This is a genomic window from Rhodococcus sp. WY5 (genome assembly GCF_018588185.1).
Taxonomy (GTDB): domain Bacteria; phylum Actinomycetota; class Actinomycetes; order Mycobacteriales; family Mycobacteriaceae; genus Rhodococcus_F; species Rhodococcus_F qingshengii.
Genome location: NZ_JAAMPR010000001.1, coordinates 1,996,579 through 2,020,023, shown reverse-complemented (window position 1 = coordinate 2,020,023; position 23,445 = coordinate 1,996,579). Strand labels below are relative to the sequence as shown.

General features: G+C 63.0%; 26 protein-coding genes and 1 tRNA gene. 7 read left to right on the top strand and 20 right to left on the bottom strand.

Features of this window, described 5'->3' with window-relative positions; all coding sequences use genetic code 11:
* Positions 1–82: 82 nt before the first annotated feature.
* Together G4D79_RS09340 and G4D79_RS09335 are read right to left on the bottom strand one after the other, a co-directional pair.
* A complete protein-coding gene (locus tag G4D79_RS09340) occupies positions 83–844 on the bottom strand; it encodes an SDR family NAD(P)-dependent oxidoreductase (protein ID WP_003939707.1) in 762 nt (253 codons plus the stop codon).
* A gap of 73 nt (positions 845–917) precedes the next feature.
* A complete protein-coding gene (locus G4D79_RS09335) occupies positions 918–2,063 on the bottom strand; it encodes an acyl-CoA dehydrogenase family protein (protein ID WP_007730036.1) in 1,146 nt (381 codons plus the stop codon).
* A gap of 140 nt (positions 2,064–2,203) precedes the next feature.
* Between G4D79_RS09335 and G4D79_RS09330 the strand changes: the two genes are divergently transcribed.
* Together G4D79_RS09330 and G4D79_RS09325 are read left to right on the top strand one after the other, a co-directional pair.
* On the top strand, positions 2,204–2,803 hold the full coding sequence (locus tag G4D79_RS09330; protein ID WP_039973130.1) for a TetR/AcrR family transcriptional regulator: 600 nt from the start codon (positions 2,204–2,206) through the stop codon (positions 2,801–2,803).
* Positions 2,804–2,838: 35 nt separating this feature from the next.
* Positions 2,839–3,417 (top strand): hypothetical protein, encoded by a 579-nt coding sequence (locus tag G4D79_RS09325; RefSeq protein ID WP_099698112.1) that lies wholly within the window; start codon positions 2,839–2,841, stop codon positions 3,415–3,417.
* A 7-nt stretch (positions 3,418–3,424) separates the two neighbouring features.
* Here the strand turns inward: G4D79_RS09325 and G4D79_RS09320 are convergent, their stop codons facing one another.
* A complete protein-coding gene (locus G4D79_RS09320) occupies positions 3,425–4,666 on the bottom strand; it encodes an RNA polymerase sigma factor (protein WP_003940594.1) in 1,242 nt (413 codons plus the stop codon).
* Positions 4,667–4,672: 6 nt separating this feature from the next.
* Positions 4,673–5,017 carry a YciI family protein gene (locus G4D79_RS09315; protein WP_003939718.1) on the bottom strand — a complete coding sequence of 115 codons (345 nt, stop codon included), beginning with the start codon at positions 5,015–5,017 and terminating at the stop codon, positions 4,673–4,675.
* Positions 5,018–5,157: 140 nt separating this feature from the next.
* Between G4D79_RS09315 and G4D79_RS09310 the strand changes: the two genes are divergently transcribed.
* Positions 5,158–5,634 (top strand): DUF309 domain-containing protein, encoded by a 477-nt coding sequence (locus G4D79_RS09310; RefSeq protein ID WP_003940372.1) that lies wholly within the window; start codon positions 5,158–5,160, stop codon positions 5,632–5,634.
* Positions 5,634–6,272: an LON peptidase substrate-binding domain-containing protein gene (locus G4D79_RS09305; RefSeq protein WP_099698113.1), complete on the top strand. Its 639-nt coding sequence runs from the start codon at positions 5,634–5,636 to the stop codon at positions 6,270–6,272. Before G4D79_RS09310 ends, G4D79_RS09305 begins: the two co-directional genes overlap by 1 nt.
* 6 nt (positions 6,273–6,278) lie before the next feature.
* On the opposite strand, the gene G4D79_RS09300 is transcribed toward G4D79_RS09305, so the two are convergent.
* The 4 genes from G4D79_RS09300 to G4D79_RS09285 are packed head-to-tail and all read right to left on the bottom strand — an operon-like array spanning position 6,279 to position 10,042.
* Entirely contained in the window at positions 6,279–7,094 is an 816-nt protein-coding gene (locus G4D79_RS09300) for a mycofactocin-coupled SDR family oxidoreductase (protein WP_099698114.1), read from the bottom strand.
* Between the two features lie 58 nt (positions 7,095–7,152).
* Complete coding sequence (locus G4D79_RS09295) at positions 7,153–7,779, bottom strand: LUD domain-containing protein (protein WP_047272066.1); 627 nt, start codon at positions 7,777–7,779, stop codon at positions 7,153–7,155.
* On the bottom strand, positions 7,776–9,296 hold the full coding sequence (locus tag G4D79_RS09290) for a LutB/LldF family L-lactate oxidation iron-sulfur protein (RefSeq protein WP_063315731.1): 1,521 nt from the start codon (positions 9,294–9,296) through the stop codon (positions 7,776–7,778). The genes G4D79_RS09295 and G4D79_RS09290 overlap by 4 nt, the downstream gene beginning before the upstream one ends.
* Positions 9,293–10,042 (bottom strand): (Fe-S)-binding protein, encoded by a 750-nt coding sequence (locus G4D79_RS09285; RefSeq protein WP_058037936.1) that lies wholly within the window; start codon positions 10,040–10,042, stop codon positions 9,293–9,295. Before G4D79_RS09285 ends, G4D79_RS09290 begins: the two co-directional genes overlap by 4 nt.
* Positions 10,043–10,140: 98 nt before the next feature.
* On the opposite strand from G4D79_RS09285, the gene G4D79_RS09280 reads away from it, so the two are divergent.
* The gene (locus G4D79_RS09280; protein WP_042446958.1) at positions 10,141–10,851 is read left to right on the top strand and encodes a FadR/GntR family transcriptional regulator; all 711 of its coding nucleotides are present in this window, start codon (positions 10,141–10,143) and stop codon (positions 10,849–10,851) included.
* Positions 10,852–10,904: 53 nt separating this feature from the next.
* A tRNA-Met gene (locus tag G4D79_RS09275) sits at positions 10,905–10,978 on the top strand.
* A gap of 97 nt (positions 10,979–11,075) precedes the next feature.
* Here the strand turns inward: G4D79_RS09275 and G4D79_RS09270 are convergent.
* From G4D79_RS09270 to G4D79_RS09235, 8 genes are read right to left on the bottom strand one after another with little or no spacing between them, the layout of a single operon-like run.
* On the bottom strand, positions 11,076–11,702 hold the full coding sequence (locus G4D79_RS09270) for a TenA family protein (protein ID WP_099698115.1): 627 nt from the start codon (positions 11,700–11,702) through the stop codon (positions 11,076–11,078).
* Positions 11,699–12,451 carry a glutamine amidotransferase gene (locus tag G4D79_RS09265; RefSeq protein ID WP_003939869.1) on the bottom strand — a complete coding sequence of 251 codons (753 nt, stop codon included), beginning with the start codon at positions 12,449–12,451 and terminating at the stop codon, positions 11,699–11,701. The genes G4D79_RS09270 and G4D79_RS09265 overlap by 4 nt, the downstream gene beginning before the upstream one ends.
* Positions 12,444–13,535, bottom strand: a complete 1,092-nt coding sequence (locus G4D79_RS09260; RefSeq protein ID WP_233405578.1) for a phosphotriesterase — start codon at positions 13,533–13,535, stop codon at positions 12,444–12,446. The genes G4D79_RS09265 and G4D79_RS09260 overlap by 8 nt, the downstream gene beginning before the upstream one ends.
* On the bottom strand, positions 13,490–14,533 hold the full coding sequence (locus G4D79_RS09255; protein ID WP_003939698.1) for an ABC transporter permease: 1,044 nt from the start codon (positions 14,531–14,533) through the stop codon (positions 13,490–13,492). The genes G4D79_RS09260 and G4D79_RS09255 overlap by 46 nt, the downstream gene beginning before the upstream one ends.
* Positions 14,530–15,300, bottom strand: a complete 771-nt coding sequence (locus tag G4D79_RS09250) for an ATP-binding cassette domain-containing protein (RefSeq protein WP_003939830.1) — start codon at positions 15,298–15,300, stop codon at positions 14,530–14,532. Before G4D79_RS09250 ends, G4D79_RS09255 begins: the two co-directional genes overlap by 4 nt.
* A gap of 2 nt (positions 15,301–15,302) precedes the next feature.
* Positions 15,303–16,310 (bottom strand): substrate-binding domain-containing protein, encoded by a 1,008-nt coding sequence (locus G4D79_RS09245; protein WP_019745494.1) that lies wholly within the window; start codon positions 16,308–16,310, stop codon positions 15,303–15,305.
* Entirely contained in the window at positions 16,307–17,206 is a 900-nt protein-coding gene (locus G4D79_RS09240; protein WP_042924967.1) for a PfkB family carbohydrate kinase, read from the bottom strand. Before G4D79_RS09240 ends, G4D79_RS09245 begins: the two co-directional genes overlap by 4 nt.
* A gap of 2 nt (positions 17,207–17,208) precedes the next feature.
* Positions 17,209–18,051 carry a BtpA/SgcQ family protein gene (locus tag G4D79_RS09235; protein ID WP_003940276.1) on the bottom strand — a complete coding sequence of 281 codons (843 nt, stop codon included), beginning with the start codon at positions 18,049–18,051 and terminating at the stop codon, positions 17,209–17,211.
* A gap of 234 nt (positions 18,052–18,285) precedes the next feature.
* Here G4D79_RS09235 and G4D79_RS09230 point away from each other — a divergent pair, with 234 nt between their 5' ends.
* Positions 18,286–19,311 (top strand): LacI family DNA-binding transcriptional regulator, encoded by a 1,026-nt coding sequence (locus G4D79_RS09230; protein WP_003939717.1) that lies wholly within the window; start codon positions 18,286–18,288, stop codon positions 19,309–19,311.
* Here G4D79_RS09230 and G4D79_RS09225 read toward each other — a convergent pair.
* The 4 genes from G4D79_RS09225 to G4D79_RS09210 all read right to left on the bottom strand — a co-directional run bounded on the left by G4D79_RS09225 (position 19,272) and on the right by G4D79_RS09210 (position 23,373).
* A complete protein-coding gene (locus G4D79_RS09225) occupies positions 19,272–20,354 on the bottom strand; it encodes a M20/M25/M40 family metallo-hydrolase (RefSeq protein WP_030536559.1) in 1,083 nt (360 codons plus the stop codon). The two genes, G4D79_RS09230 and G4D79_RS09225, sit on opposite strands and share 40 nt — an antisense overlap.
* 26 nt (positions 20,355–20,380) lie before the next feature.
* On the bottom strand, positions 20,381–20,998 hold the full coding sequence (locus tag G4D79_RS09220) for a sortase domain-bontaining protein (protein ID WP_047272058.1): 618 nt from the start codon (positions 20,996–20,998) through the stop codon (positions 20,381–20,383).
* Positions 20,970–22,667 (bottom strand): hypothetical protein, encoded by a 1,698-nt coding sequence (locus G4D79_RS09215; protein WP_099698116.1) that lies wholly within the window; start codon positions 22,665–22,667, stop codon positions 20,970–20,972. The genes G4D79_RS09220 and G4D79_RS09215 overlap by 29 nt, the downstream gene beginning before the upstream one ends.
* A gap of 133 nt (positions 22,668–22,800) precedes the next feature.
* Positions 22,801–23,373 carry a peroxidase-related enzyme gene (locus G4D79_RS09210; RefSeq protein WP_099698117.1) on the bottom strand — a complete coding sequence of 191 codons (573 nt, stop codon included), beginning with the start codon at positions 23,371–23,373 and terminating at the stop codon, positions 22,801–22,803.
* Positions 23,374–23,445: the final 72 nt, after the last annotated feature.

Sequence of the window (23,445 nt, the reverse complement as noted above, 5' to 3'; positions counted from 1 at the left end):
GTCTTCCCAGTTCTCCTGAGGTTCGGCGCGAGAGGTCACCAGCTACTTATACGGCAAAGCCGGCGACATCTGGGCATCGGCGTCAGGTGATGGTGATTCCTCCGTCGACGGCGATGGTCTGACCGGTGACGTATCCGCCGGCCTCGGACGCGAGCCACACCATGGTGGCCGCGAGCTCTTCCGGATCGCCCATGCGGCCGAGGATCAGGCGCGGAGCCATCGCGTCCAAGTAACCGTCGTTGTATTGGTCTGTCATTTCCGACTTGAAGAAGCCGGGCGCGATCGCGTTGACGCGAATGCCCTTGCGCGTTCCCCACTGCTGTGCGAGGTCGCGGGTCAATCCGACGACGCCTGCCTTGCTCGCCGCATAGGCGGCCTGCGGGAGTCCGGCGGTCGTCAATCCGAGAATGCTCGAGATGTTGACGATGGAGCTGCCCGGGAGCATGACGCGGCCGCAGGCCTGCGCTGCCCAGTAGGACCCGTTGAGGTTGATGTCGATGACGGCGCGGAACTGGTCCGGGGTCTCGCGGGTCGCCGGAACGGCAGTTCCGACGCCGGCATTGTTGACCAGCACGTCCACGCGGCCGAACTTCTCCATCGCGGCGTCGACCATGTTCTGAGCCTGAGCCGGATCGACGATGTCGGTGGCCACGCACAATGCTTCGCGGCCTGCGTCACGCACGAGCTTGGCCGTGTCTTCGAGCTTGTCGACGCGGCGAGCAGCGAGGACGACGTCCGCGCCGGCCTCTGCTGCGGCTTTCGCAAACGCCACCCCGAGGCCCGACGACGCACCGGTCACGATGACCACTCGATCGGTCAGAGAGAACTTGTCGAGAACAGACATGCGCGGTGATGCTCCTGTGTCGTCGGGTTCGGGAAGTGGCGGTTGCAGTGACGTATCGACTGCAGTTGCGAAATTACAGGCCGAGATCGCGGCCGATGAGTTCCTTCATGATCTCGTTGGATCCGGCCCAGATCTTGGTGACGCGGGCGTCCATCCACGCGCGAGCGGCGCGGTACTCGGTCATGAAGCCGTAGCCACCGTGCAACTGAACGCAGTGATCGAGGACCTCGTTCTGCACCTGCGCGGTCCACCACTTAGCCTTGGCGGCGTCGATGGCGGTCAGCTCGCCGGCAGCGTGTGCCGCGACGCAGTTGTCGACGTAGGCCTGGGTGACCTCGATGCGGGTGACGAGATCCGCGAGAAGGAATTTGTTCCACTGCAACGAGCCGATCGGCTGACCGAAAGCCTTGCGGTCCTTGGCATATTGCAGCGTCTCTTCGAGGATCGGAGCGGCGTGCGCGATGTTGGACACCGCAGCGCCGACGCGCTCCTGCGGCAGCATTTCCATCATGTGGATGAAGCCGCGGTCGATCTCACCGATGATGTTGGTGGACGGCACGCGAACGTTCTCGAAGAACAGTTCGGCGGTATCGGACTCGTGCTGGCCGACCTTGTCGAGCTTGCGTCCGCGCTCGAAGCCTTCCATGCCGGTCTCGACGGCAAAGAGGGTGATGCCCTTGGACTTCTTCTCGGGACTGGTCCGAGCCGCCACGATCACGAGGTCGGCGTTGTAGCCGTTGGTGATGAAGGTCTTGGAGCCGTTGATGATCCAGTCGTCGCCGTCCTTGACCGCAGTGGTCTTGAGCGAGGCGAGGTCGGATCCACCGGAAGGCTCGGTCATGCCGATGGCCGTCAGCATCTCACCGGTGCAGAACTTGGGCAGCCAACGCTGCTTCTGCTCTTCGGTGGTGAGCTGAACGAGGTAGGGAGCAACGACGTCGGCGTGAATGCCGAAGCTCGAGGCAACAGCTGCACTGGCGCGCGAGAGCTCTTCGGCCAGAACCGCGTTGAAGCGGTAGTCGCCGGCTTCGCTTCCGCCGTACGCCTCCGGAACCTCGAGTCCGAGGAAGCCGTTGCGTCCCGCTTCGAGCCAGATTTCACGATCGATGAAGCGCTGGTCGATCAGCTTCTCTGCGACCGGAAGGATGTTCCGGTTGACGAATTCGCGAGCAGATTCGCGAAATGCCTCGTGATCGGGTCCGTACAGAGTGCGACGCATGACGAGTTGCTTCCTTTCGGCGTGGCAAAGCCACACGTAACGATGTTCCTAAGCATTCGCTTAGAATCTAAGCACCTGCTTATAGTGAATCGAGAGCGGGATATTGTCAACATCGAAATCCGTCACACCTGGAGGAAACCGTGAGCGATTCACCTGACGTGGTGATCAGCCCCTCCAAAGCTGCGGCCCGTATCCGCGCGGCAGCCGTGGACGCTTTTGCCTCTGCCGGCTACGGCGGCACCACCACCCGTGACATCGCCGCGCGACTCGACATGAGTCCCGCCGCCATGTACCCGCACTACCGCTCGAAAGAAGAGCTGCTTTTCGCGATCAGCTTCGAAGGCCACACCGAAGCGTTGAAAGTGGTCGAGGGCGCCGACCGCCCGGGTGAAGAACCGTCCGTTCGTTTGCAGGAACTGATCAGCACCTTCGCCAGTTGGCAGGCCGGGCACCATTCACTCGCTCGCGTTGTCCAGTACGAACTCACTGCCCTCACACCAGAGCACTACCGAACCGTCGTCGCTCTTCGCCGCAGCACGACGCGGGTGGTCCGGGAGGTTGTCGACGCCGGCGTGCAGTCGGGCGACTTCACGATCCCCGATGCCGAAGGCGTCACCCTCGCCTTGATGTCCCTGTGCGTCGACGTGTGCCGCTGGTTCCCAGCCGGCAATTACACGAATCCGGAAGACATCGGAAAACTGTACGGAGACCTGGCATTGAGGATGGTGGGCGCCGCCTGAATCAGGTGACACCGACCGCAGAAAGGACTCGGCCAGTGGCCAACCGCACCTATCTCTACTCGACCCCTGTTGCCCCGCATGAGAATCCGGCTGCCGCTCGCACCCGTGGACTCAAAGGAATCTCGGAGTGGTCGTACGCGATACCGCTGGTCCCGAGGATCCTTGTGTCCGTGAATCCCTTCGCCCAACAGTCGATCATCTGGGACGACACCCCCGACCTGATCGCGGTCACCGCGCCCTGTGGTCCTGGTATCGCCCGGCTCGAAGACTTCCTCGGCCGCATCGATCACCCCGAACTCGGCACGATGGCCGGCGATGCGCTGCGTTTCCTGCGCAGCCACACCGAACCCGACCACTACTTCGTCCTCGAGTGCGGCGAGATCTTCGACATGGACGACGAACCGTTCGCCGAACAGGGCACGGCCCTGATGACCGGTCTGGCGGACATCGACGCCGAGATGGAGGCGGCGCTGGCCACACTCGCACCCGCCAAGCCGCGCTTCTGGGAGCGACTGTTCACGCCTACTCAGGAGAGCGTCGAGGAACCGCTACGCGAGCTCGGCCTCGGTTACTGGTCCGAGACCCTGTACTTCGATCTCGACGTCCCTCGATAGGAGCCGATCAATCGGAGATCTCACCCAACCGACGCTCCAGGTAGGCCCGCTCCGGTTCCGTACCAACGAGTTTCAGAGCTTGTCGGTACGCGGATGCCGCTGCGTCGGTGCGCCCCAACCGAGCAAGTAGTTCGGCTCGTGCAAGGTGATACGGATGGTAGTCGGCAAGTTTGGGCTCCGCTGCCAGTTCCTCCAGCGCAGTCAGCCCGACTTCCTCGCCGTCGCGCATCGCCAACGCTACTGCCCGATTGACGGCCACGACCGGCGACGGAGTCAGCGTGAGGAGCACTCCGTAGAGAGCGCAGATCTGTGGCCAGTCGGTGCTCTCCACATCTGCGGCCTCGTCGTGCAATGCGGCGATGGCGGCCTGCACCCCGTACGGCCCCGGCGCTCCCCCGGTCAACGCGACTACGACGAGGTCGCTGCCTTCCTCGATCATCGGCTGGTCCCAACACCCGCGATCCTGGTCTTCGAGGAGCACGATCCCGCCGGCGGCGTCGGTACGGGCATCCCGACGCGCGTGGACGAGAAGCATCAATGCAAGCAACCCGGCGATCTCGCGCTCATCGGGAAGCAATGCGCGTAAGATCCTCGCCAGCCTGATCGCCTCCACCGCCAGGTCGACGCGTTGCAGATCCGGACCCGAACTCGCTGCGTACCCCTCGGTAAACACCGAATAGATCACCTGCAGAACACCGGGCAGACGCTCCGGGAGTTCTTCGGCGCTGGGAGTTCGGAAGGGAATCCGAGCCTGACGTATCTTCTTCTTCGCACGCACGATCCGCTGCGCCATGGTCGCCGAAGGCACGAGGAAGGCCCGAGCAACCTCGGGCGTCGTCAACCCTCCGAGGCAACGCAAGGTGAGTGCGATTCGGTCGTCCTCGGCCAGCGCTGGGTGCGAGCAGGTGAAGAACAGCTGCAACCGCTCGTCGGGAAGTTCTCCGTCGACCGTGGGCGGCGCCGGGTCGGCACGATCGGCGTCCACCTGCATCACCGCCAATCGCGCCGCATATGCCTGATCACGACGAAGCCTGTCGACGGCTTTACGACGCGCCGTGGTCAGCAGCCAGGCGCCCGGTTTAGCCGGCACTCCGTCCACGGGCCAGTGCACCAACGCGGCCTCGACGGCTTCGGAGGTGACTTCCTCGGCCAGATCCAGATCACCGAAGCGGCGGACGAGCGAGGCCAAGAGTCGTCCGCGTTCCTCCCGGAACACTGACTCGATGGAGTTCTCGGCCTGCTCGTCCACGGCGAATCAGTCCCCGAACCCGGCCAGTGGACGCACCTCGACGCTGCCCCCGTCGCGCGCGCCGGGGCACCGCGCGGCCCATGAAAGCGCCGCATCCAGATCGGGAACGTCGATGACGTCGTAGCCGCCGAGGATTTCACGGGTTTCTGCGAAGGGACCGTCGGTGACGGTCTTTTCTCCGGACTGCGAGACCCGAACCGTCGTCGTTGTCGTCAGGTCGGCGAGGGCATCGCCGGACACCCAGATCCCGGCATCCTTCATTTCCTTGTCGTATTGCTGCCAGTCCTCGAACGTGCACTGGGGTTCGGTGTCTCCGCCGGGTGCGGTGTAGATGAGCAACATGTACTTCATGACTGACTCCTTGGTCTGTTGTTTTTCTTGCGGCTTTCTTGCCTTACAACATGACGACGAACGGTTCTCCCCGGAATCGACAGGCGACTCGAAAAAACTTTTGGCGGGTTCGTCCGAGGTGCTGCCGTTAGGCTGAGTGTATGACCGAACGCGACCGGGACGCCGCTGGGAAACCCCTCAATTCGCGGCCCCGTGACGGACTCGGACGTCCACTGCCACGCGACGCAGCGGGCGGTGTCCCGCGCATTCCGGACGATGTACGCCTGCCACCAGACGAGTCGATCACCGAGGCGCAGCGCCTCCTCGACCACGGCATGCCTTTCCACGCACACGAGATTCTCGAAGGAACGTGGAAAAGCGCGCCGCCCGAGGAACGTGACCTGTGGCAGGGACTGGCTCAGTTGGCCGTCGGGCTCACCCATCTGCTTCGGGGCAACAACACCGGCGCCGTCTCACTCCTCGGCCAGGGTCACGACCGCATCAGGCACTACGAGGTCGAGAGTCCGCACGGCCTCGATATCCCCGGTCTACTGACGTGGTCCGAGCACCTGCTCGCCGAAATCGATCGCCCCGGCGATTTCCCCGCCCCTCCGATTCCGAGGTTGAGAATCCCCTGATGCCTATCTTCCCCATGTTTCCGCTCGGCTCCGCTTTGCTACCGGGTGAGGTGTTGCCCCTGAACATCTTCGAACCTCGGTATCGCGCACTGGTCGAGAACGTTCTCGAAGCTGCCGACGGCCCACTGTTCGGAGTCGTGCTCATCGCTCGTGGCCACGAGGTCGGTGGCGGCGAATCACGTCACGACGTCGGCACTCTGGCTCGGATCGAGTCTCATGTCGCCATGGGTGCCGGGCGGTATCAGTTGTATTGCCGGACCGAAGACCGCATCCGGGTCAATCGATGGCTGCCGGACGATCCCTACCCACTTGCCGAGGTCGAATTGTGGCCTGACGAGAACAACGGAACACCAGTCACTGCTTACGAATACGACTCGCTCCTCGAGCGCATCGAGTTCATGTACGGAATGTTGGGAAAGCTCGCACTTCGGGCCGGCGAACAGACTCCGCGAATGCCCGTCCCACCGGATCCCTTGGATCCGCTGGGTTCTCGGCTGTTTGCCCTCGCCAGGAGCATTCCGATGGGTGACGCCGATCGCCTGGCGATTTTGACCGCGCCAGGTGCCGACGAACGTATTCGCGCACTCTCGGAGGCAGTCGAGAACACCATCGAGGTCGCGCAGTTCAATCTCCTCTGAGCGCAACTACGCCATCGTCTGACCCATGTCGATGACGATCTTCGTCCCGGTGACCGCGCGGGAGAGGTCCGTCGCGAGGTAGACGACAGCGTTGGAGATGTCCTCGACGGTGGTGCGCGGGACGGACGTGAGCGGCCACTTGTACGAGTTCATGTACTCCGGATGAGTAGTGAGTACCTTACCGACGTTGGGATCGTTGCCCATCTCGGTCTCCACCGCGCCAGGGTGGATGGTGTTGACTCGAATGTCGAAGCTTCCCAATTCCGTTGCAGCAGTGCGAGCCAAACCCACGAGGCCGTGCTTGGCCGCCGAGTAGTGCGCGCAGCCGGGCGCTTCGGCGACGCCGGCAGCACTGCTCACAATCACGATGGAACCACCGTTGCCGGCTTCGATCATTGCAGGAACCGCAGCTGTCATCGTGCGCCAGACACCATTGAGATTGATGTCCACCAGCGTCGACCACTGCTCTTCAGGCATCTCCCAGAAACGGTTCCACGTAGCGATGCCCGCATTGGCAATCACGACGTCGAGGCGACCGAACTTGTCGACGCCCGACGCCACCGCCGCACGCAGTGCCTCGAGGTCACGGACGTCCGCTACAGCGGTGACGATCTCGCGCCCCGCCGCTCGCACGAGACGAGCCGTTTCTTCGAGGTCGGCTTCAGTCGCGGCCGCGTAACCCACGTCTTCGGACACCGACGCGCACACGTCGACAGCGATGACGTCTGCACCTTCCTTCGCGAGTCGAATCGCGTGATTGCGTCCCTGACCCCGCGCTGCACCGGTGATGAAAACGACCTTGCCTGCCAACAGTTGTGTCATGGCCGGGACGTTAGACGCTGATGTGGCCCGCTGCCTCCGAGTTCCCGCTCGACGGGAATCAACCGTCGACGATGACGACGTGAAGATTCCTCGGACCATGGACACCTTCGACGCGTTCGAGTTCGATGTCGGAGGTCGCCGACGGGCCGCTGATCATGGTGGTGGGGCGCTCCGGTGTCAGATTCGCAATCGCCTCCGGCACTCCCACTTCCACACTGCTGCGATACACGACGCAGATGTGTGTGTCCGGTACCAGCGTCAACGCACGGCGTCCCTGCGATGGACCGGCGTCGAGGAAGATGGTGCCGGTTTCGGCGCACGATACCTTCGAGCCGGTGACAACGGCGTCGAGGTTCTCGAGTTCAGGAGCCGGTACGTCCGGGCTGTCCACCACCAGCGTTCCGTCGAATCCGGCTACCCATGATCGGTCGAGGCCGGCGGGGATCCCCAGAGTGTGTAGTCCGCGCCCTTTCAGTATTCCGGCGACGGCCTCGGCGATTTCTGTTGCAGCGCAATGGTGAACGTGCGCCTTGTAGTCCACCAGACGGTCGACGAACAAATCGATGAGTTCCTCGTCGGACATGGTTCTGCCAGTCCGGTAGTTTCGCGGTATCTCGCCTTCGCGGGCGGGCGCCAAGGTGATGGCATCACGAATGCGTCCGAGCACCACTTCACGTGAATTCATCTGTCCGCCTTCCCGTCACGACGAGCCTCGTCCAATGCCGCGCGGCCTTCGTCGGAGTCCCACCAGGATCGGAAGGTCTGCTTGGGCGGTGCGGGAATGTCTCTGGCAGCTGTCCAACCGTTCAATGGAGGTGGCAACGTAGAGATCTTCCCTTTCCTGCCGGCCACGACGCGTCCGAGCCCGGCAGCTTTCTGAGCCAACGTCCACCGGCCCTCGGTCGACATCGCCAGAGAGGCGGCTTTCATCGCCAAAGACTCTGCCGTGACACCGGATTGCTCGACCTTCTGGTGCCGCAATTCGACGAGCAGCGAGGGTATGTCGATCTTGACCGGGCAGGCGTCGAAGCACGCACCGCACAGACTCGAGGCAAAGGGAAGCGTCGAGTTGGGATCGTCTTTGCCATGTATGCCCGCGAGCTGCGGAGTCAGCACCGCGCCGATCGGTCCCGGATAGGTCGATCCGTAGGCGTGACCGCCGGTGCGCTCGTAGACCGGGCACACGTTCAGACACGCCGAGCACCGTATGCAGCTCAGGGCTTCCCTCCCGATCTTGTCGGCAAGCGCGGCAGTCCGACCGTTGTCGAGGAGGACCAGGTGGAACTCCTGTGGACCGTCGTCGGGCGTGACGCCGGTCCACATGGAGGTGTACGGGTTCATCCGCTCCCCCGTCGAGGACCGCGGCAGCAGTTGCAGGAAGACCTCCAGATCCTGATACGTCGGCAGAATCTTCTCGATGCCCATCACGGTGATCAGTGTTTTCGGCAGCGTCAGGCACATTCGCCCGTTGCCCTCCGACTCCACGACGGTCAGAGTGCCCGTGTCCGCGATGCCGAAATTGGCGCCGGAGACGGCGACCGGCGTCGTCATGAACTTGTGGCGTAAGAACTTTCGTGCAGCTGCGGCAAGTTCGGCCGGGTTCTCCCCGAGGTTCGGATCGACATCTGGCATCTCACGAAGGAATATCTCCCGAATCTCGGACCTGTTGCGATGGATCGCGGGAACCAGGATGTGCGACGGTTTGTCGTGGCCGAGTTGGACGATCAATTCCGCGAGATCGGTCTCGTAGGCGGTGATTCCGTGGGCTTCGAGATGCTCGTTGAGACCGATCTCCTGCGTGGCCATCGACTTGACCTTGATGACCTCGTCGGAGCCGGTGGCTTTGACAAGTTCGGTCACAATGGCGTTGGCCTCGTTGGCATCCGCCGCCCAATGCACATGCCCACCGCGCGCGATGACTGCAGCCTCGAACTGTTCGAGCAGTTCCGGCAACCGCGCCATGACGTCGGCCTTGATCGCCGAACCCGCGTCACGCAGGTCTTCCCAATCGGGAAGCTCTCCAGTCACGTTGATGCGCTTGGCACGGATGGTGTGCGTCGCCTTGCCGATATTGCGTCGCAGTTGCGCGTTGGCCAGCTCGTGATGTGCTGCGACGGGGAATTTCTCAGTACCTCGCAGGAACCCTGCACCCTCGGGCGACCTCGGCGGGAAGCTGGGCAGACCCAGCGTCACAGCGCTCATGCGGGCACCCGGCTTTCCACCGACGCCAGAATCTCCGCGAGGTGAATGGTCTTGGCGCCCATCTGCAGTCGTGACATACCGCCGCCGATGTGCATGAGGCAGGACGAGTCTCCGGCGCTGCAGAATTCGGCGCCGGTGTCCGCAACGTGGCGAATCTTGTCCGCCAGCATGGCCGTCGAAGTCTCCGCATTCTTGATGGCGAAGGTGCCGCCGAATCCACAGCAGGAATCTGCTTCGGGGAGTTCGACCAGATCGATGTCGCGGACGTTGCGCAGCAACTGAAGTGGCTTGTCCCCCACCCTCAACATGCGCAGTGAGTGACAGGTCGGGTGATAGGTGACCCGGTGCGGGAAGTACGCGCCCACATCGGTGACCCCGAGAACGTCCACGAGGAATTCGGAAAGCTCGTACGTCTTTGCCTTCACGGTCTGCACCTGTCCACACAGCGACGCGGTGCCGTAGCGCTCGGCGACGATCTCGTGTTGATGACGGACCGAACCGACGCACGACCCCGATGGTGCGACAACCGCGTCGATCGACGCATCACCGAAGGTGTCGGCGTAGTTCGCGACCAGCGGTAGTGCGCCCGGCTGATAGCCGGTATTGACGTGCATCTGCCCGCAGCAAGTCTGCCCGGACGGAAACACGACGTCGTGCCCGAGACGGGTGAGCAGGAGGGCGGTGGCCTTGACGGCGTCGGGAAACATCGTGTCCCCGATGCAGGTGGCGAACAGCGCTACTCGCATGTGGTTCCCCGCAATCTGTCGGTGTGGTCTGACCACAGTAATACATCCCCGTACAGGCCACCCCATAAACGGCGTCCACCCGGTTATGCTCTTGCCTCATGCCGACCGAGCCGAGCCCGCGAGCGTGGGAACAAGTACTGAGCCACCTCGAACGTCGGCTCGTTTCAGGCGAGGTGTCTCCTGGCCAGCGCCTGCCGGGAGAGAGAATTCTGGCAGCAGAGTTGGGCGTCGGACGGTCATCGGTCCGAGAAGCGTTGCGGGTCATGGAAGCACTCGGCCTCCTCAAGGCGCAGACTGGCTCCGGCCCGACGTCCGGCGCGATGATCGTGGCCAAACCGACCGGCGGTATGACCATGCTGATGCGGATGCAGGTTGCAGCACAAGGCTTTCCGGTCTCGGATGTGGTGAAGACACGACTCGTTCTCGAATCCGAGGTGATGCAGTCCCTGGCATCGCGGACCCCGACACCCGACCTCCGCGCGGCCGTCGAACTGCTCGACTCGATGGAGGACGCAGCTCTCTCGGCCGAGGAATTCTTGCTACTCGACGCACAGTTCCACGTGGCGCTCGCCGACGCGGCGGGCAATCAGGTGATCGCAGCCATGATGACCGGCCTGCGCGAGTCCATCGAGGCCTACGTTCTCGCGGGCGTCCAGATCGACAGCTGGCCGAGCACCTGCATGCGACTGCGTGACGAACACCGAGGATTGGTGGATGCGGTCAACGCGGGTGACGGCGAACTCGCACGTCAGCGCATAGTCGGCCACATCCGCGGTTACTACTCGGAAAGCGCCCACTCCGGCCGGTGACAGGGGGTGGTAATTGCGCCTCCAGAAGTCGTGTACTGTTGGTTTCACACCGACGCGGGGTGGAGCAGCTCGGTAGCTCGCTGGGCTCATAACCCAGAGGTCGCAGGTTCAAATCCTGTCCCCGCTACAAAGAAGAGGCCCGTAGGTTGCGAAAGCGACCTACGGGCCTTTTGCTGTGCGCCTTTATTAACCGCCGGGGGTTAATAAAGGCGCACAGCAGTACCTCACACCGCCACGTTGTGAAAATCGATCTCTGCAGCCAGCATGCCTGAGAACCACCGATCCAGGTCCTCGTCGGTGACGGACTCGGGCATGGCGTCCACCTCGCACGCCAGCACTGCCACCTGGGACACGAACGGCGGAGCGACATGCATGTCCACCCAGTCCTGCAACGCTGGTTCGCGATCTACCTTCACTGCCGCCGCCTCCCGGCACCACGACAGATACAGGGTTTCCGCGGCGTACATGCCCACCAGCGCCGCCGCCCTGCCCTCTTCGCGAGCGAGGGCCAAGGCGTGCGTGGACAGCACGGCCGACTCCTCGACCAGCGCCGCTGCGTCCCCCTCGTACGGGAAGCGGGAACGCAACTGCGCGAAATACTCGCGCTGCTCGCCCACCAGGTTCGACATCGACGTCACGTGGTCGAGCGCGTCGTCGAGCGTCGGGGATTCGGCGACCACCAACCCCAACACCTTGACGGCCGTCAGTACAAATGCCTCTTCGATCACGAGGTACCGGCGGAATCCCTCATCACTCAACGTCCCGCCGATGGTGTCCTCGATGAATGGAACCGCCCGCGCGGCAGCGAGATTACTCTGCTGCCGCGCGAGCAGGTCTGAGGAGCGACTCATTCGCCGGCGACCCAACTGATCAAGCCGTCGAACAGGTCGGTGTATCCGGGCCACTGCTCACAGAACTCCGGCGGAGCCCAGTGCGGCGAGCAGTCCGAGGTGAAGACGATCGACCGTCCGGCGCCGTATTCACCGGCAGCGACAAGCGGATCGCCGTTGATGGTGGCGGGAACCACGGCACCGTCCTTCGCGACGACGCGGTTGTATCCCAGGAGCGCCGGCCAGGAATCGCCGGCACCACCGAGAGCCGGGTGAGCAGCATCGACGACGGTGGGAACGATCCCAGCCGGTGTCTCGACGCGATCGTCTTCGGCCAGCATCGTCACGGGCAGTACCTCGGCGATCGCGGTCTGGCGGAAAGCTGCTCGCGCCTGGAACCCGGAGAACGAGAGGTAACCACCGATCATCATCAGTGAGCCGCCGGCGTTCACCCAGTCACGAAGCGCGACAAGGCGATCCTCGCCGGCGCGGAACTGGTCGAACACGCCGGGAGCCAGCTGCAGCGAGTTCGCTCCGATGTCGGAGAGAACGACGACGTCGAACTGCGACAGTGCTTCTGCGGTACCGGGGAACTGCGTCGGCACCAGGTGTGCGGGCATGTGTGTCACGTCGTGGCCACGTGAGGTGAGCGCATCCCGAAGCGGGCCGACTCCCTCGACGTAGGAATGGACACTGAACTCGTCGACGCCCTTGACGTGCGTCGACGTCGTCATCCAGCTCTCGCCGGCGATCAGTACTCGTTTACCCATGACTGCTTCTGTTTCCTTTCGCGGCCTGCTCGAAGAGCGACCTCGGGTTGTCTCGCATCAACGCGGACACTTGCTGGGGATCTACGCCTGCGCGCACCAATCGGGCGGCGAAGGCGAGTGGTACGTAGGAGAATCCGTTTCCGCCGTGCTTTCTGAGCATTGATTTGAGGAAGAGGTCGTGACTGAGCAGGAGCTGTGATGCGTGACCGGAGGTGACCAATCCGGCTACCGCAGTGGCTGTTTCCGCCGGATGCGGCGAAAGACCCTCGCCGGGGAAATCGAAAGGCATCCCGATCATGTCGAATTCGAGAAAGACACCGCGGTCGGCGAGCGATCGTTGGTAGTCGGCGTCGTGTCCGGACGGGTCCATGTGGCACAGCACCACTGCTTGCGGATCGACGCCCATCTCGTCGACCACGATGTCGACGACGTGATGTCCCACGCGCTGCCAGCCCGGAAGGTGGACGAACAGGGGCACGTCCACCTCGCGCTGAGCAATGCACGCCGCCCGCAACGCTTTCGCCTCGTTCTGAGTGAAGAGCGGGGAGACGCCGATCTCCCCGATCACTCCCGGAGCCAATTCCTTTGCCGGATCGAACTCCTCGACGAGCGAACCTGCCAGATCGTCGACACCGAGTTCGTGGACCTCGACCGGATGGGTCGTCTCGAGGTACCACCCTGAACCCATGATCACTCGCACGTCTGACTTTCGCGAGAACTCCGCCAACTTCTCCGGTGCCCGGCCCAGTCCCGGCGGTGTCAGATCGACGATCGTCCGACCACCGAGGCGGGCGAAGTCCACAAGGTCTTCCACCACGGCCGCTGCGTCGTCGACTCGACAATTGTCGAGACTGTAGTACGGATTGTCGTGAAGAAGCCAGGCATCCTCGGCGCGTACCGGACCGGCCAACCGCTGTGCCACAACCGGATCCGGGGCCTCGGTGTACGCACCGGTGACGTCGTTGTGCAGATGTTCGTGTGGGAGAACCAGTCCGAGTTCCGAGCTGTCCACAGTTCCCGTGACAGTACGAACCTTGCTCATGAGCGTGCAGGCCCCGACGGTGCGGACTGCAGGTGTCGCCACAGCGCGCTCAGTGTATGTCCGCGCATGTTGATCCAGATGGCCAGTAGCAGAACGACACCGGTGATGATCGGCGTCAGGAACGGGCTCACGCCGAGCAGGGTCAGTCCGTTCGCGATGATTCCGGTCAGGACGGCGCCGATGACGGTACCGATCACGGTGCCGCGACCGCCGAAGAGATTGGTGCCACCGAGAACCACCGCGGTGATCACCGTGAGCTCGAATCCCGTTGCGGAGTTGGCCGAACCCGAGCCCAGTCGAGCCGCGATCAGCAGTCCCGCGATACCGGCAGCCAAGCCGGTGAAGACGAGCGTCATCATGAGCACACGACGCGTGTTGACGCCGGACCGTCGCACGGATTCGACGTTGGACCCGATACCGGTGACGTAGCGCCCGAAGCGCATGCGGTTGAGCGCAATTGCTCCGATGACCACGACGACGAGAGCAATCCAGGCGCTGGCGGAGAACCCGAGGAACTCAGCAGTTCCGAGCTTCGCGAAGTAAGTGTCGGCCGGAACCGGAACGGAGAATCCTTCGGTCCGATACAGCGCGATACCGCGAATGACGGACATCGTCGCCAGAGTCACGATGAACGGCGGAATGCCCTGATAGGCAGCGAGCCATCCGTTGACCAGGCCCCAGGCCGCACCCATCACCGGGGCGGCGACGAAGACCAGGGACGAATCGACGCCGGCCTGGATAAGCTCGGCACTCATCGCCGCGACGAACGCGACGATCGCACCGACGGACAGGTCGATCTGACCTGCCGTGATCACGAAAGTCATCGCCACCGCGATGATCAGAACCGGAGCGATCTGGGTTGCCAGGTTCGACAGGTTCGTGAATGTCAGGAACGACGACGTGGTCGCCGAGAAGACGGCTGCGACAGCAACTGTCACCGCCAGCATCGCGAGGGTGGGCTTGTTGACGCTGTCCCACAAGGAGGGTTTCGCGGCGAGCTTGCGCTCGATCGGCGCCTGGGTCTTCTCGAGAGTGGTCATGCCGTGGCTCCCTGTGTTGCTGCCGATGTCCGTTGCGGCACCGGAGTTCGAGTGATGAGTCCGACGAGGGACTCGATGTTGAGGTCGCCGATCGGAACGTCGTCGACACTCTGCCCCTCGTACATGACCGTGATTCGGTCACACACGCGGAACAGGTCCTGCAGGCGGTGTGTCACGAGAATGACGCCCACGCCGGCCGCTGCGACGTCCGTGATCAGCTTGAGCACCGACTCGACCTCGGCGACGGCAAGCGCTGCGGTGGGCTCGTCGAGGATCAGTACGTCTGGGCGGAAGGAGACTGCGCGGGCGATCGCGACGGTTTGCCGCTGTCCGCCGGACAGTTGCCCGATCTCCTGGTAGGTCGACTTCACCTTGACATGCAGGTCGGCAAGAATGTGAGCCGCCTTCTCGTGCATGGCATGCCGGTCGAGGAAGGGGCCTTTTCGCGGTTCTCTGCCGAGGAACAGGTTGCTGGCGACGTCCAGCGTGTCGCACAGAGCCAGATCCTGGTAGACGATTCCGATCTTTTTCTGCTGGGCGTCGAGAGGCGTCGAAAAGCGCACTGGTTCACCGTTGACGCGCATTTCGCCGCCGTCGTGCTGAACCGCACCGGCGAGAATCTTCATCAGAGTGGACTTACCGGCGCCGTTGTCGCCGACCACTCCGAGTACTTCACCCTTCGCCAGCCGAAGGTCCACTCCTTGAAGGGACTTCACCGGTCCGTACGACTTGGTGATGCCCGAGAGTTCGATCAGTGGAGGTGCCATGATTACTTCTCCAAGTAGTACATGTAGTCGGCCACGTTCTCCGGGGTCACGATCTGGGTGGGAACCGGGATGTTTGCCGGAGCGCCGCGTCCGCAAGCCAGGTCGATTGCCGAATTCATTGCCTCATGGCCGAATTCGAAGGTGTTCTGCTGGACCACGCCTTTAAGCCAACCGGCTTTGAGTCCGCCTACCGCCTGATCCGAAAGATCCCAACCGACTGCTTCGATGCGATCCTGCGCCTTCTGACTGTTGACCGCCGCGACGAGACCGATCAGTGCCGGCTCACCGGTTGCGTAGACGTACTTCATGTCGCCACCGCCGGTCAGCAGGTTCTCCGCTGCGGTCTGTGCGTTCTCCTGAATGTTACGTCCGTCCACGACGGTGCCGACGGTCATTCCGCGGCCGGTCACGGTCTCCGTGAAGCCCTTCTGCCGCTCCAACTGGACAGTACTGTTGAGCGCGCCGACGATACCGACCGTACCGGTGTTGTTCGCGACGTCGGCCAAGGTGTTTCCGATCTTGGCGCCACCCTCGGCGTTGGCCGTACCGACCTGAGTCGACAGTGCCGGATCGTCGATGGTCGCGTCGACCGCGACGACGGGGATGCCCGCGTTCTTGGCCTTGACCACCGACGGCTTGATTCCGTCCGTGTCGATTGCATCGACGATGATCGCGTCGACTCCGGCGGCGATCAGATTGTCGAAGGCGTTGGCCTGCGCGACGGAATCGTCGTTGCCGCTGATGATCTGCAGGTCGACGCCTGCCTTGTCCGCGACGTTCTTCGCGGCATTGTTGATCTGGTTGAAGTACAGCGCCTGGAGGTTGATGGTCACCAGACCGACCTTGAGCTTGCCGTTCGTCCCGTCACAGCTTTCGGCGACCCGGGTCGGCTGCGGGATGGACGAGCCCCCCGATGCGTCCTTCGAGTCACTCGACGAAGCCGAGTCACAAGCGGTGAGCGTGAGCGCGACTGCAGCTCCCAGCGCCAGAGGCAATGCACGTTTCATCATCGAGTCTCCAAAAGGGTGTGAGGGGTCAATGTTGCTGTGAAGCTGTCCAATTCATCTCGGGTGGGGCATCCGCGGGGGCCTGCGGTGGCGCAAGCCAATGCAGCCGATGCCCCGGCGAGTCGTGCGGCGTCCACCGGTGAGCGCCCGGCGTCGACAAAAGCGATGTACGTACCGCCGAAGCAATCACCGGCCCCGACTGCATCGACGACGTCGACCACTACTGCCGGTTCGCTCGTCACCTCGCCGTCCGGTGTGGCCAGTGTCCAACCTCGCGAGCCGTCGGTCACCAGCAGGTGGGTGTGGTGCTCGGCGGCCAGAGTCTGCCACTGGTCGAAACCGATCCCGAACTCGCCTTCCCACAGGGCACGCCCTACGACGACGTGGTCGGCCAGAGCGAACGCGCGCAGTGCCGCGGCCTTGTTTTCACAACCGTCCAGATCGATTACCAGACTTACGCTTCCCGGTAATTCATCCGGGAGGAAGACCGCACGGTATCCGTCGAGGAACAGTCGTCCACCGCCGGCAGCGGCCAATCGGGTGACGACAACTCCGATGCGTTCGGCATCGTTCGGGTCGTCCTGGCTGATGATGGAGCGATCGCCGTCCTGCGCGATGAGAACAACTGCCGTCGACAGGAACGCATCTCGCGGCGACCAACTGGTGTCGACGCCATCTGCCTCGAGGGATTCGAGAAACTCGGTGGACCGCGCGTCCGGGCCCACGGCACCGGCAAAGATCACTTGCGCGCCCATTCTGGCCGCGGATACCGCAGCATTTGCATTCATTCCACCGTCGATCTGACTGATGGCCGTTGCCTGAACGCGCTCACCGAGTACCGGTACGTGTGGGACATGTACCGTCACATCGTTGTTGGCGTATCCACAAAAGACAATCATGGTTACTTTCCTGCGGCCCGGGACAGTTCGCGGACCTTCTCGCCTGCGACCCGTCCCCACCAGCGTCCATTGTCCTTCACCGAGGATGCAACTATGGCGCCGTCGCATTCCTTCATCAGCGCTGCGACATTGGCAGCCGTGATGCCGGATCCGATGATCACGGGAAGAACGGTGTTGTCTCGGATCACGGAAACCTCGTCGACCGAAGCGGCGTCACCGGTGCGCGAACCCGTCGCGATCAGAACATCTGCGTCGAAGAACTCGGCGTCTTCGGTCTGTTCCGCGACAGTGCGGTCCGCGACAATGGCATGCGCACCGTGCTTGACGTGCACGTCAGCGAAGATCCGGACCGGGTCGGCACCGATGCGATGGCGGAAGCGCGTCGTCTTGGCCGCCTGACCCTCGATGAATCCCTCATTGGCAATGTAGGCATTTGCCCACTGATTGACGCGCACAAAACTCGCGCCTGCCGCCCACGCTGCGGCCACTCCGCACTCGCCGGCGTTGGACAGGATGCTGACGCCGACCGCCTTGCCGAACTCGCCGACCACCGCTGCCGTGATGACTCCCATGCTGGCGGCGGTTTCGTATCCGTGTTCGCCGGGCTTGAGGAACGGTATGTCCCAGTGATTTTCGACGATCACACCGTCGAAACCGTTGTCGACATACGCGTGTGCTTCCTCGACGGCGAAGCGAGCAATTTCCGAAACCGGCTGCCCGGTGTAGTGCGGGCTGCCCGGCAGGGCCGGGAGGTGAATGGCCCCGATGAGAGATGGCGTGCCGGTGAACATCTCTGCCAGCGCCGAGGGCTTGGGCGGAAAGACTCCGAGCGGTGATGCGGTCACTTCAGCTACCCCATTCCATGCGCAAGATTTGCGCTGTATGTCCATGCACAAGATCTGCACACGATGTAATCGATTGCCTTGATGAATTAGCAGGTTATGCGATCAACACCGGGTTGTGTCAAGGATTTCACAATTCGAATTTGTAAACGATTGCCTCAATCGCGTTACATGCGGGACACTGGACCGTGCGGTTCGATAACCTCGGACCCGAATCGAGCAGAAAACGGGGGACGCATGCGCAAGGCGACCATTCGCGATGTCGCGGAACTGGCCGGGGTGTCGACGGCCACCGTGTCGCGGGCACTGTCCGGATCCCGCCCTGTCTCGGACGAGCTTGCAGCGACGATCAAACGAGCCGCGGATTCTCTCGGATACTCGGGAAACATCATCGCCAGCTCGCTGCGTCGTAATCGGACGGACACTGTCGGAATGGTGGTTCCGAGTATCGCGAACCCCTTCTTCACTTCGCTGGTGGTCAACGTCGAACACGTCCTCGCTCGGCGCGGACTACAACTGTTCCTGTGCGATTCTCGTTCCGATCCCGACGTGGAAGCGCAGCGACTCAAGTCGCTCGTCTCCCGGCAAGTGGACGGAATCATCATCAGCCCGTGCCACGGCGAACTGAGTGCAGAAGCCGTCCGAGCCAGCGCGGCAACGCTTCCGGTCGTTCAACTGGACCGGTTTGCAATGGATACCCAGACGGACTGGGTCGGCGTCGACGACGACGCCGCTCAATCCCTGGTGATGGAGCATCTGTCGGAGCGTGGCGCGCAATCAGCCGCCTTCATCAGTTCCGAGCTGACCAATTCGTCAACAGAACTTCGCCGGGCCGGCTTCTTCCGCCACGCGGATCGAATGGGCATCGAAACTCGTGACGAGTGGACACAACTCGGCGAGTACTCGATCGAGTGGGGGCGCACGGCATCCAACATCATCCTGACCGGCAAAACTCGCCCCGACGCCCTGGTCTGCGCCGACGACTTGATCGCACTTGGCGTGTTGCAGACGTGTCACACATTGGGCATCGACGTTCCCGGCGACGTTCTGGTCACCGGTTTCGACAACATCCCATTCTCCGAATTGTGCAACCCACCGTTGACCACCGTCGGGCAGCCGCAGGAAAGAATCGCGGAAGAAGCTGTGCGACTTCTGGATCAGGCGATGAACAACTCTTCCGAGTCGACAGCCCACATCGCGCTTGCTCCTGAACTGATTGTCCGTCAGTCCACCGTCGGCCAAGCGGCGGCAACCGCACCGTAAGCAGCGATCGCATCGTCCAGTTCGGAAACCTTGACGCTTTCGTTGGCCGCATGCATCAGCGAGGGAGTGCCAGGGCCCCAGATCACGACGGGAGCACCAGGGGCGGCGGCGGCCAGTACCGAAGCGTCGGTGAAGTACGAAACCGGTTCGGTTGCAACAGGGATAGGCAGGGTGGCCAACCACGGGTCCGACGCGTCGGTACGCACACCTCCCAGATGAATCGACGTCTCCACCGAGTCGACTTCTGGTTGGGCTCGCCACCACGCGAGCAGGTCGGCGCCGTCTCCCACCGTGCGGTGATCGATCACCGCACGTGCACTGTCCGGCACGATGTTCGGAGCCGAACCCCCGCCGACCAAGCCGAGGTTCCAGGTTTCGGCACCCAGAAACGCGTCGGACGACAGCGGAAGCTCACGCCGGGCTCGGTCGACGACGTCAAGCAGTTTGAGGACGGCGTTAGTTCCTCGCTGCGGCGTACTCCCGTGCGCGGCTTTTCCTTTGACGGACACTTCGAGCCACAGTGCGCCGCGGTGCCCCAGGTTGATGCGATTGCCGGTCGCCTCGGGAACGATGACGGCCCCGACCTCGAGATTCGCAACGGCGTCGGCCGAACGAACAGCCCCGAGCGATCCGATTTCCTCGTCGCTCGTCAGCAACAGCGCGACCGGGACTCCACGTTCGAAAGCGTCGACAACCGCGGCAGTAGCGGCAACAAGGCCGGCCTTCATATCCGATGTCCCTCTGCCGAGGAACAATTCGCCGTCGACCTGTGCGGCATACGGATCGAACTCCCAGTCGGAGACAGTGCCCACCGGCACCGTGTCCACGTGGCAGGCGAACAGGAGTCTGGCTGCCGAGGGTGCAGCTTCGTTGGTGATCAAGGCCCAGGGATGATTGCCGGTCAGGTCTGACTCCACCTTCGCCTGTGGCGCACGTGAGAGAACCAACGAGACAATCGAATCCATCGCCCGCTGTTGAGGAGCGGACTCCCCCGAGACCGTGTCGAGAGCTACCAGTTCCGAGAGAAGTCCGAGGGAATCCATGTACCTATTCTTGCACTGCCACGGATTCAGTGCGCTGCCAGCTGGGCGATGACAACGTAATTGTCGTCGGTCGACTCTCCTTCGACGACATCACAATTGGCGAGGATCAGCCGTCCCGGAACCGATTCGCGCAACTCGTGAGCGCCCAGCAGCGAACCTTTGTGCAGCGGCCCGACTGTTTCGACGTCGTACTCGAGTGTGCCGTTCGGTGTACCCAGGAGAATTCGATCGCCCGGCTCCACTACCCGGAGCGCCCGGAACGGTGCTTCGCGAGTGGTGTAGTTGTGGCCGACCACGACAACTGTTTGTGTGGTCGACGTTCCCGGCATTCCGCTTTCACCCCACCACACCGGCAGTTCGTCGACGGGATTCAGTTGCTGCCCACTCTCGCCGCCGCGCATCAGTTTCTCCGAGTGCAACGGACTGCTCAGGTACGTGACCCCGGACGCAGACCTCAACTCGATCCTCTCGGGTTCTGCCGGATCGACGGTCACCGAAGCCGGTGCAGCCGCGATATGCGACTGCACCGGCGAGCGGTCAGGTAGCGATCCCGCGTTCTCGCCCGAACATCCGGATACGAGGAGGGCGAGGATCGCTACCGCCGAGAGACCGAGGCTACGCAGACGTGTTGCCCGGGCCGTCATGACGCTTGCGACGAACAACCACCGTCGTAGCTGCTGCGGCGGCAGCGCCGACGACTCCGACGCCGATCAATACAGCCGGCAGGTTGGAGTTGCTGCTACCGCTGGTGCTGCTGCTTGCGGTGTCGCCGAGAGCAAGATCGACCGGGGGCAGGCTTCCAGCGAGTGCCGGATCGCCGTCGGCGTCGGTGACGTAGTAGTCGACGACGTCAAAGGCTCCCTTGTTGTTGTAGTAGCCGACCAGCTTGACGCCGGTCTTGTTCACTACAGCGGTGGTCTCGTCGACCTTCGTGACTCCGGAGCCGTCGTCGGTGTGCTCACCGATGATCACCTCACCGCCGACGCCTGTTCCGTTGTCGATCTCCTTCTCGCCCTTTGCCTTGAGCTCGTCGACGATCTTCTGCGCTGCATCCGCTTCAGCCTTTGCGGCAGCTGCGGCGGCCTGAGCTTCCTTGGCCTTTGCTGCTGCGGCGTCGGCCGCCGCCTTCGCGTCTTCGGCGGCCAGGTAGAGATCCTGCGCCTTCTTACTCGCTGCTTCGGCAGCTTCGGCCTTCATGGCGGCTTCGGCAGCCTTTTCGTCGGCGATTGCTCGCTTGTCGGTGGCCGCCTCCCCTGCAGCGTCGGCCTCGGCCTGCGCCGTCTCCGCGGCCTTCTGTGCAGCGGCAGCGTCCTTCTGTGCGGAAGCTGCGGTAGCTGCCGCTTCATCTGCGGCCTTACGGGCGGCGGTGGCAGCTTCTACCTCGGTGGCGGCTGCGGACTCGGCTGCCTTGGCGGTGGTTTCGGCGGCGGAGGCCACCTTCTGAGTTTCCTTGACGGTGATCGCGAGCTGCTTGGCATTCCAAGCTGCGGCCAACGCCTGAGCCTTAGCGACGGCTGCCTTCGCGAAATCCCAGTTCTTGAAGGCTTCCTCGGCTTCCTTGTTCTTGTCCGCTACCAGTTTGGCGTTTGCATCCGCGGCAGCCTTCGCCTCATCGGCCTTGGCCTGCAGAGCATTAGCCTCGGCGCGCGCCTTTGCTGCCTCTTCGGTCTTGGGCCCCGAACCGGCGGCCTTCGCAGCCTCCTCGAGTTCAGCAGCCTTGGCCGCGGCCGCGTCGGCTTCTGCCTGAGCTGTTTTTGCTACCTCTTTCGCATCGGCCGCCGCGGACTCCGCAACCTTGGCTGCCTCTTCGGCTTCCTTGGCAGACTGTTCCGCGGCCCCGGCCTCCGCCTTGGCCTTGGTCGATTCGACCGCCGCCTTGGTTGCCTCGACGCTCGCCTGGGTCATTGCCTCGGTCGCCTTCACCGAAGTGTCTGTCGCTGCGGACGAGTCGACCCCTGCCGTCGCGGCTGCTTCGGCGGCCTTCGCTGCCGCGTCGGCAGCTGCCTTGGCTTTTGCTTCGGCTTCCGCCAGTGCTGCAGCGTCCGTACCAGCGGTTTCGGCACTGCCCGTGCCCGCGACCCCGGCTTCAACCTTCTCCGGCGTGGTCTCGGTGCTCGTCGCCGCGTCGGCGTCGGTGGTGGCAGCTGCCTCTTCCTCGGCGCAGGTCACCAGCGGATCAGCGCTCGGTGTACACACGGTTTCCGGCTCTGCCGATGCAATTCCCGTGCCGCCCACCGCCAATCCGAGAGCTAGTACGGCACCGGCGGCCGCAGAGCGGACCCTCCGAGAATGGGCGATGGACTTCTCCGACATAGCGCTCAACCTTTCGGCCTTCTTTACGAAGACGGCAATTCCGGCGTGGACAGCCTTTACTTCGTCGGCTGACTTCCAGACGTTACGACCGGTCGGTCCGAAAAATTGAGAGCTGCTGCTCTACCCGCAGGAATCAGGACCGCGGAACGCGCCCCATCAGGTAGAACTCCGGATTGGGCAGCATGCCGGAGAAACTCGCCATGCGATTGCTGAGCCCGAAGAATGCAGTGATCGCGGCGATGTCCCACGCGTCCTCGTCGCCGAAGCCGTGCACACGGAGGGCGTCGAAGTCGGCGTCGGCGATTTCGTGTGAGGCGGAGTTCACCTTGGTGGCGAAGTCGAGCATCGCGCGCTGACGATCGGAGATTTCTGCGGTGCGATAGTTGACCGCAACCTGGTCGGCAACCAGCGGCTTCTTCTCGTAGATACGCAGAATTGCGCCGTGCGCGACAACGCAGTACGTACATTTGTTGGCCGCAGAGATCGTGGTGACGATCATTTCTCGATCACCCTTGGTGAGTGCGGAATCTTCCTTGAGCATGATCGCGTCGTGGTATGCGAAGAATGCCCGGAACTCGGCTGGGCGCCGAGCGAACATCAGGAAGACGTTGGGCACGAACCCCGACTTCTCCTGGATCTCGAGAATCTTGGTGGCGATGTCCTCGGGCACCTCGGTCAATTCAGCCTGCGGAAAACGGGTGCTCACTGTGCCTCCTGGTCAGCCATCGATGTTCGATTCAAGATAATGATGATTAACTGAGTTGTCCAGATGCATTTC

Coding starts and splice junctions, on each gene's coding strand:
- G4D79_RS09340 (WP_003939707.1), bottom strand. CDS start 844: ATGTCTGTTCTCGACAAGTTCTCTCTGACCGATCGAGTGGTCATCGTG.
- G4D79_RS09335 (WP_007730036.1), bottom strand. CDS start 2,063: ATGCGTCGCACTCTGTACGGACCCGATCACGAGGCATTTCGCGAATCT.
- G4D79_RS09315 (WP_003939718.1), bottom strand. CDS start 5,017: ATGAAGTACATGTTGCTCATCTACACCGCACCCGGCGGAGACACCGAA.
- G4D79_RS09310 (WP_003940372.1), top strand. CDS start 5,158: ATGACCGAACGCGACCGGGACGCCGCTGGGAAACCCCTCAATTCGCGG.
- G4D79_RS09305 (WP_099698113.1), top strand. CDS start 5,634: ATGCCTATCTTCCCCATGTTTCCGCTCGGCTCCGCTTTGCTACCGGGT.
- G4D79_RS09300 (WP_099698114.1), bottom strand. CDS start 7,094: ATGACACAACTGTTGGCAGGCAAGGTCGTTTTCATCACCGGTGCAGCG.
- G4D79_RS09295 (WP_047272066.1), bottom strand. CDS start 7,779: ATGAATTCACGTGAAGTGGTGCTCGGACGCATTCGTGATGCCATCACC.
- G4D79_RS09290 (WP_063315731.1), bottom strand. CDS start 9,296: ATGAGCGCTGTGACGCTGGGTCTGCCCAGCTTCCCGCCGAGGTCGCCC.
- G4D79_RS09285 (WP_058037936.1), bottom strand. CDS start 10,042: ATGCGAGTAGCGCTGTTCGCCACCTGCATCGGGGACACGATGTTTCCC.
- G4D79_RS09280 (WP_042446958.1), top strand. CDS start 10,141: ATGCCGACCGAGCCGAGCCCGCGAGCGTGGGAACAAGTACTGAGCCAC.
- G4D79_RS09270 (WP_099698115.1), bottom strand. CDS start 11,702: ATGAGTCGCTCCTCAGACCTGCTCGCGCGGCAGCAGAGTAATCTCGCT.
- G4D79_RS09265 (WP_003939869.1), bottom strand. CDS start 12,451: ATGGGTAAACGAGTACTGATCGCCGGCGAGAGCTGGATGACGACGTCG.
- G4D79_RS09255 (WP_003939698.1), bottom strand. CDS start 14,533: ATGACCACTCTCGAGAAGACCCAGGCGCCGATCGAGCGCAAGCTCGCC.
- G4D79_RS09250 (WP_003939830.1), bottom strand. CDS start 15,300: ATGGCACCTCCACTGATCGAACTCTCGGGCATCACCAAGTCGTACGGA.
- G4D79_RS09245 (WP_019745494.1), bottom strand. CDS start 16,310: ATGATGAAACGTGCATTGCCTCTGGCGCTGGGAGCTGCAGTCGCGCTC.
- G4D79_RS09240 (WP_042924967.1), bottom strand. CDS start 17,206: ATGATTGTCTTTTGTGGATACGCCAACAACGATGTGACGGTACATGTC.
- G4D79_RS09230 (WP_003939717.1), top strand. CDS start 18,286: ATGCGCAAGGCGACCATTCGCGATGTCGCGGAACTGGCCGGGGTGTCG.
- G4D79_RS09225 (WP_030536559.1), bottom strand. CDS start 20,354: ATGGATTCCCTCGGACTTCTCTCGGAACTGGTAGCTCTCGACACGGTC.
- G4D79_RS09220 (WP_047272058.1), bottom strand. CDS start 20,998: ATGACGGCCCGGGCAACACGTCTGCGTAGCCTCGGTCTCTCGGCGGTA.
- G4D79_RS09215 (WP_099698116.1), bottom strand. CDS start 22,667: ATGTCGGAGAAGTCCATCGCCCATTCTCGGAGGGTCCGCTCTGCGGCC.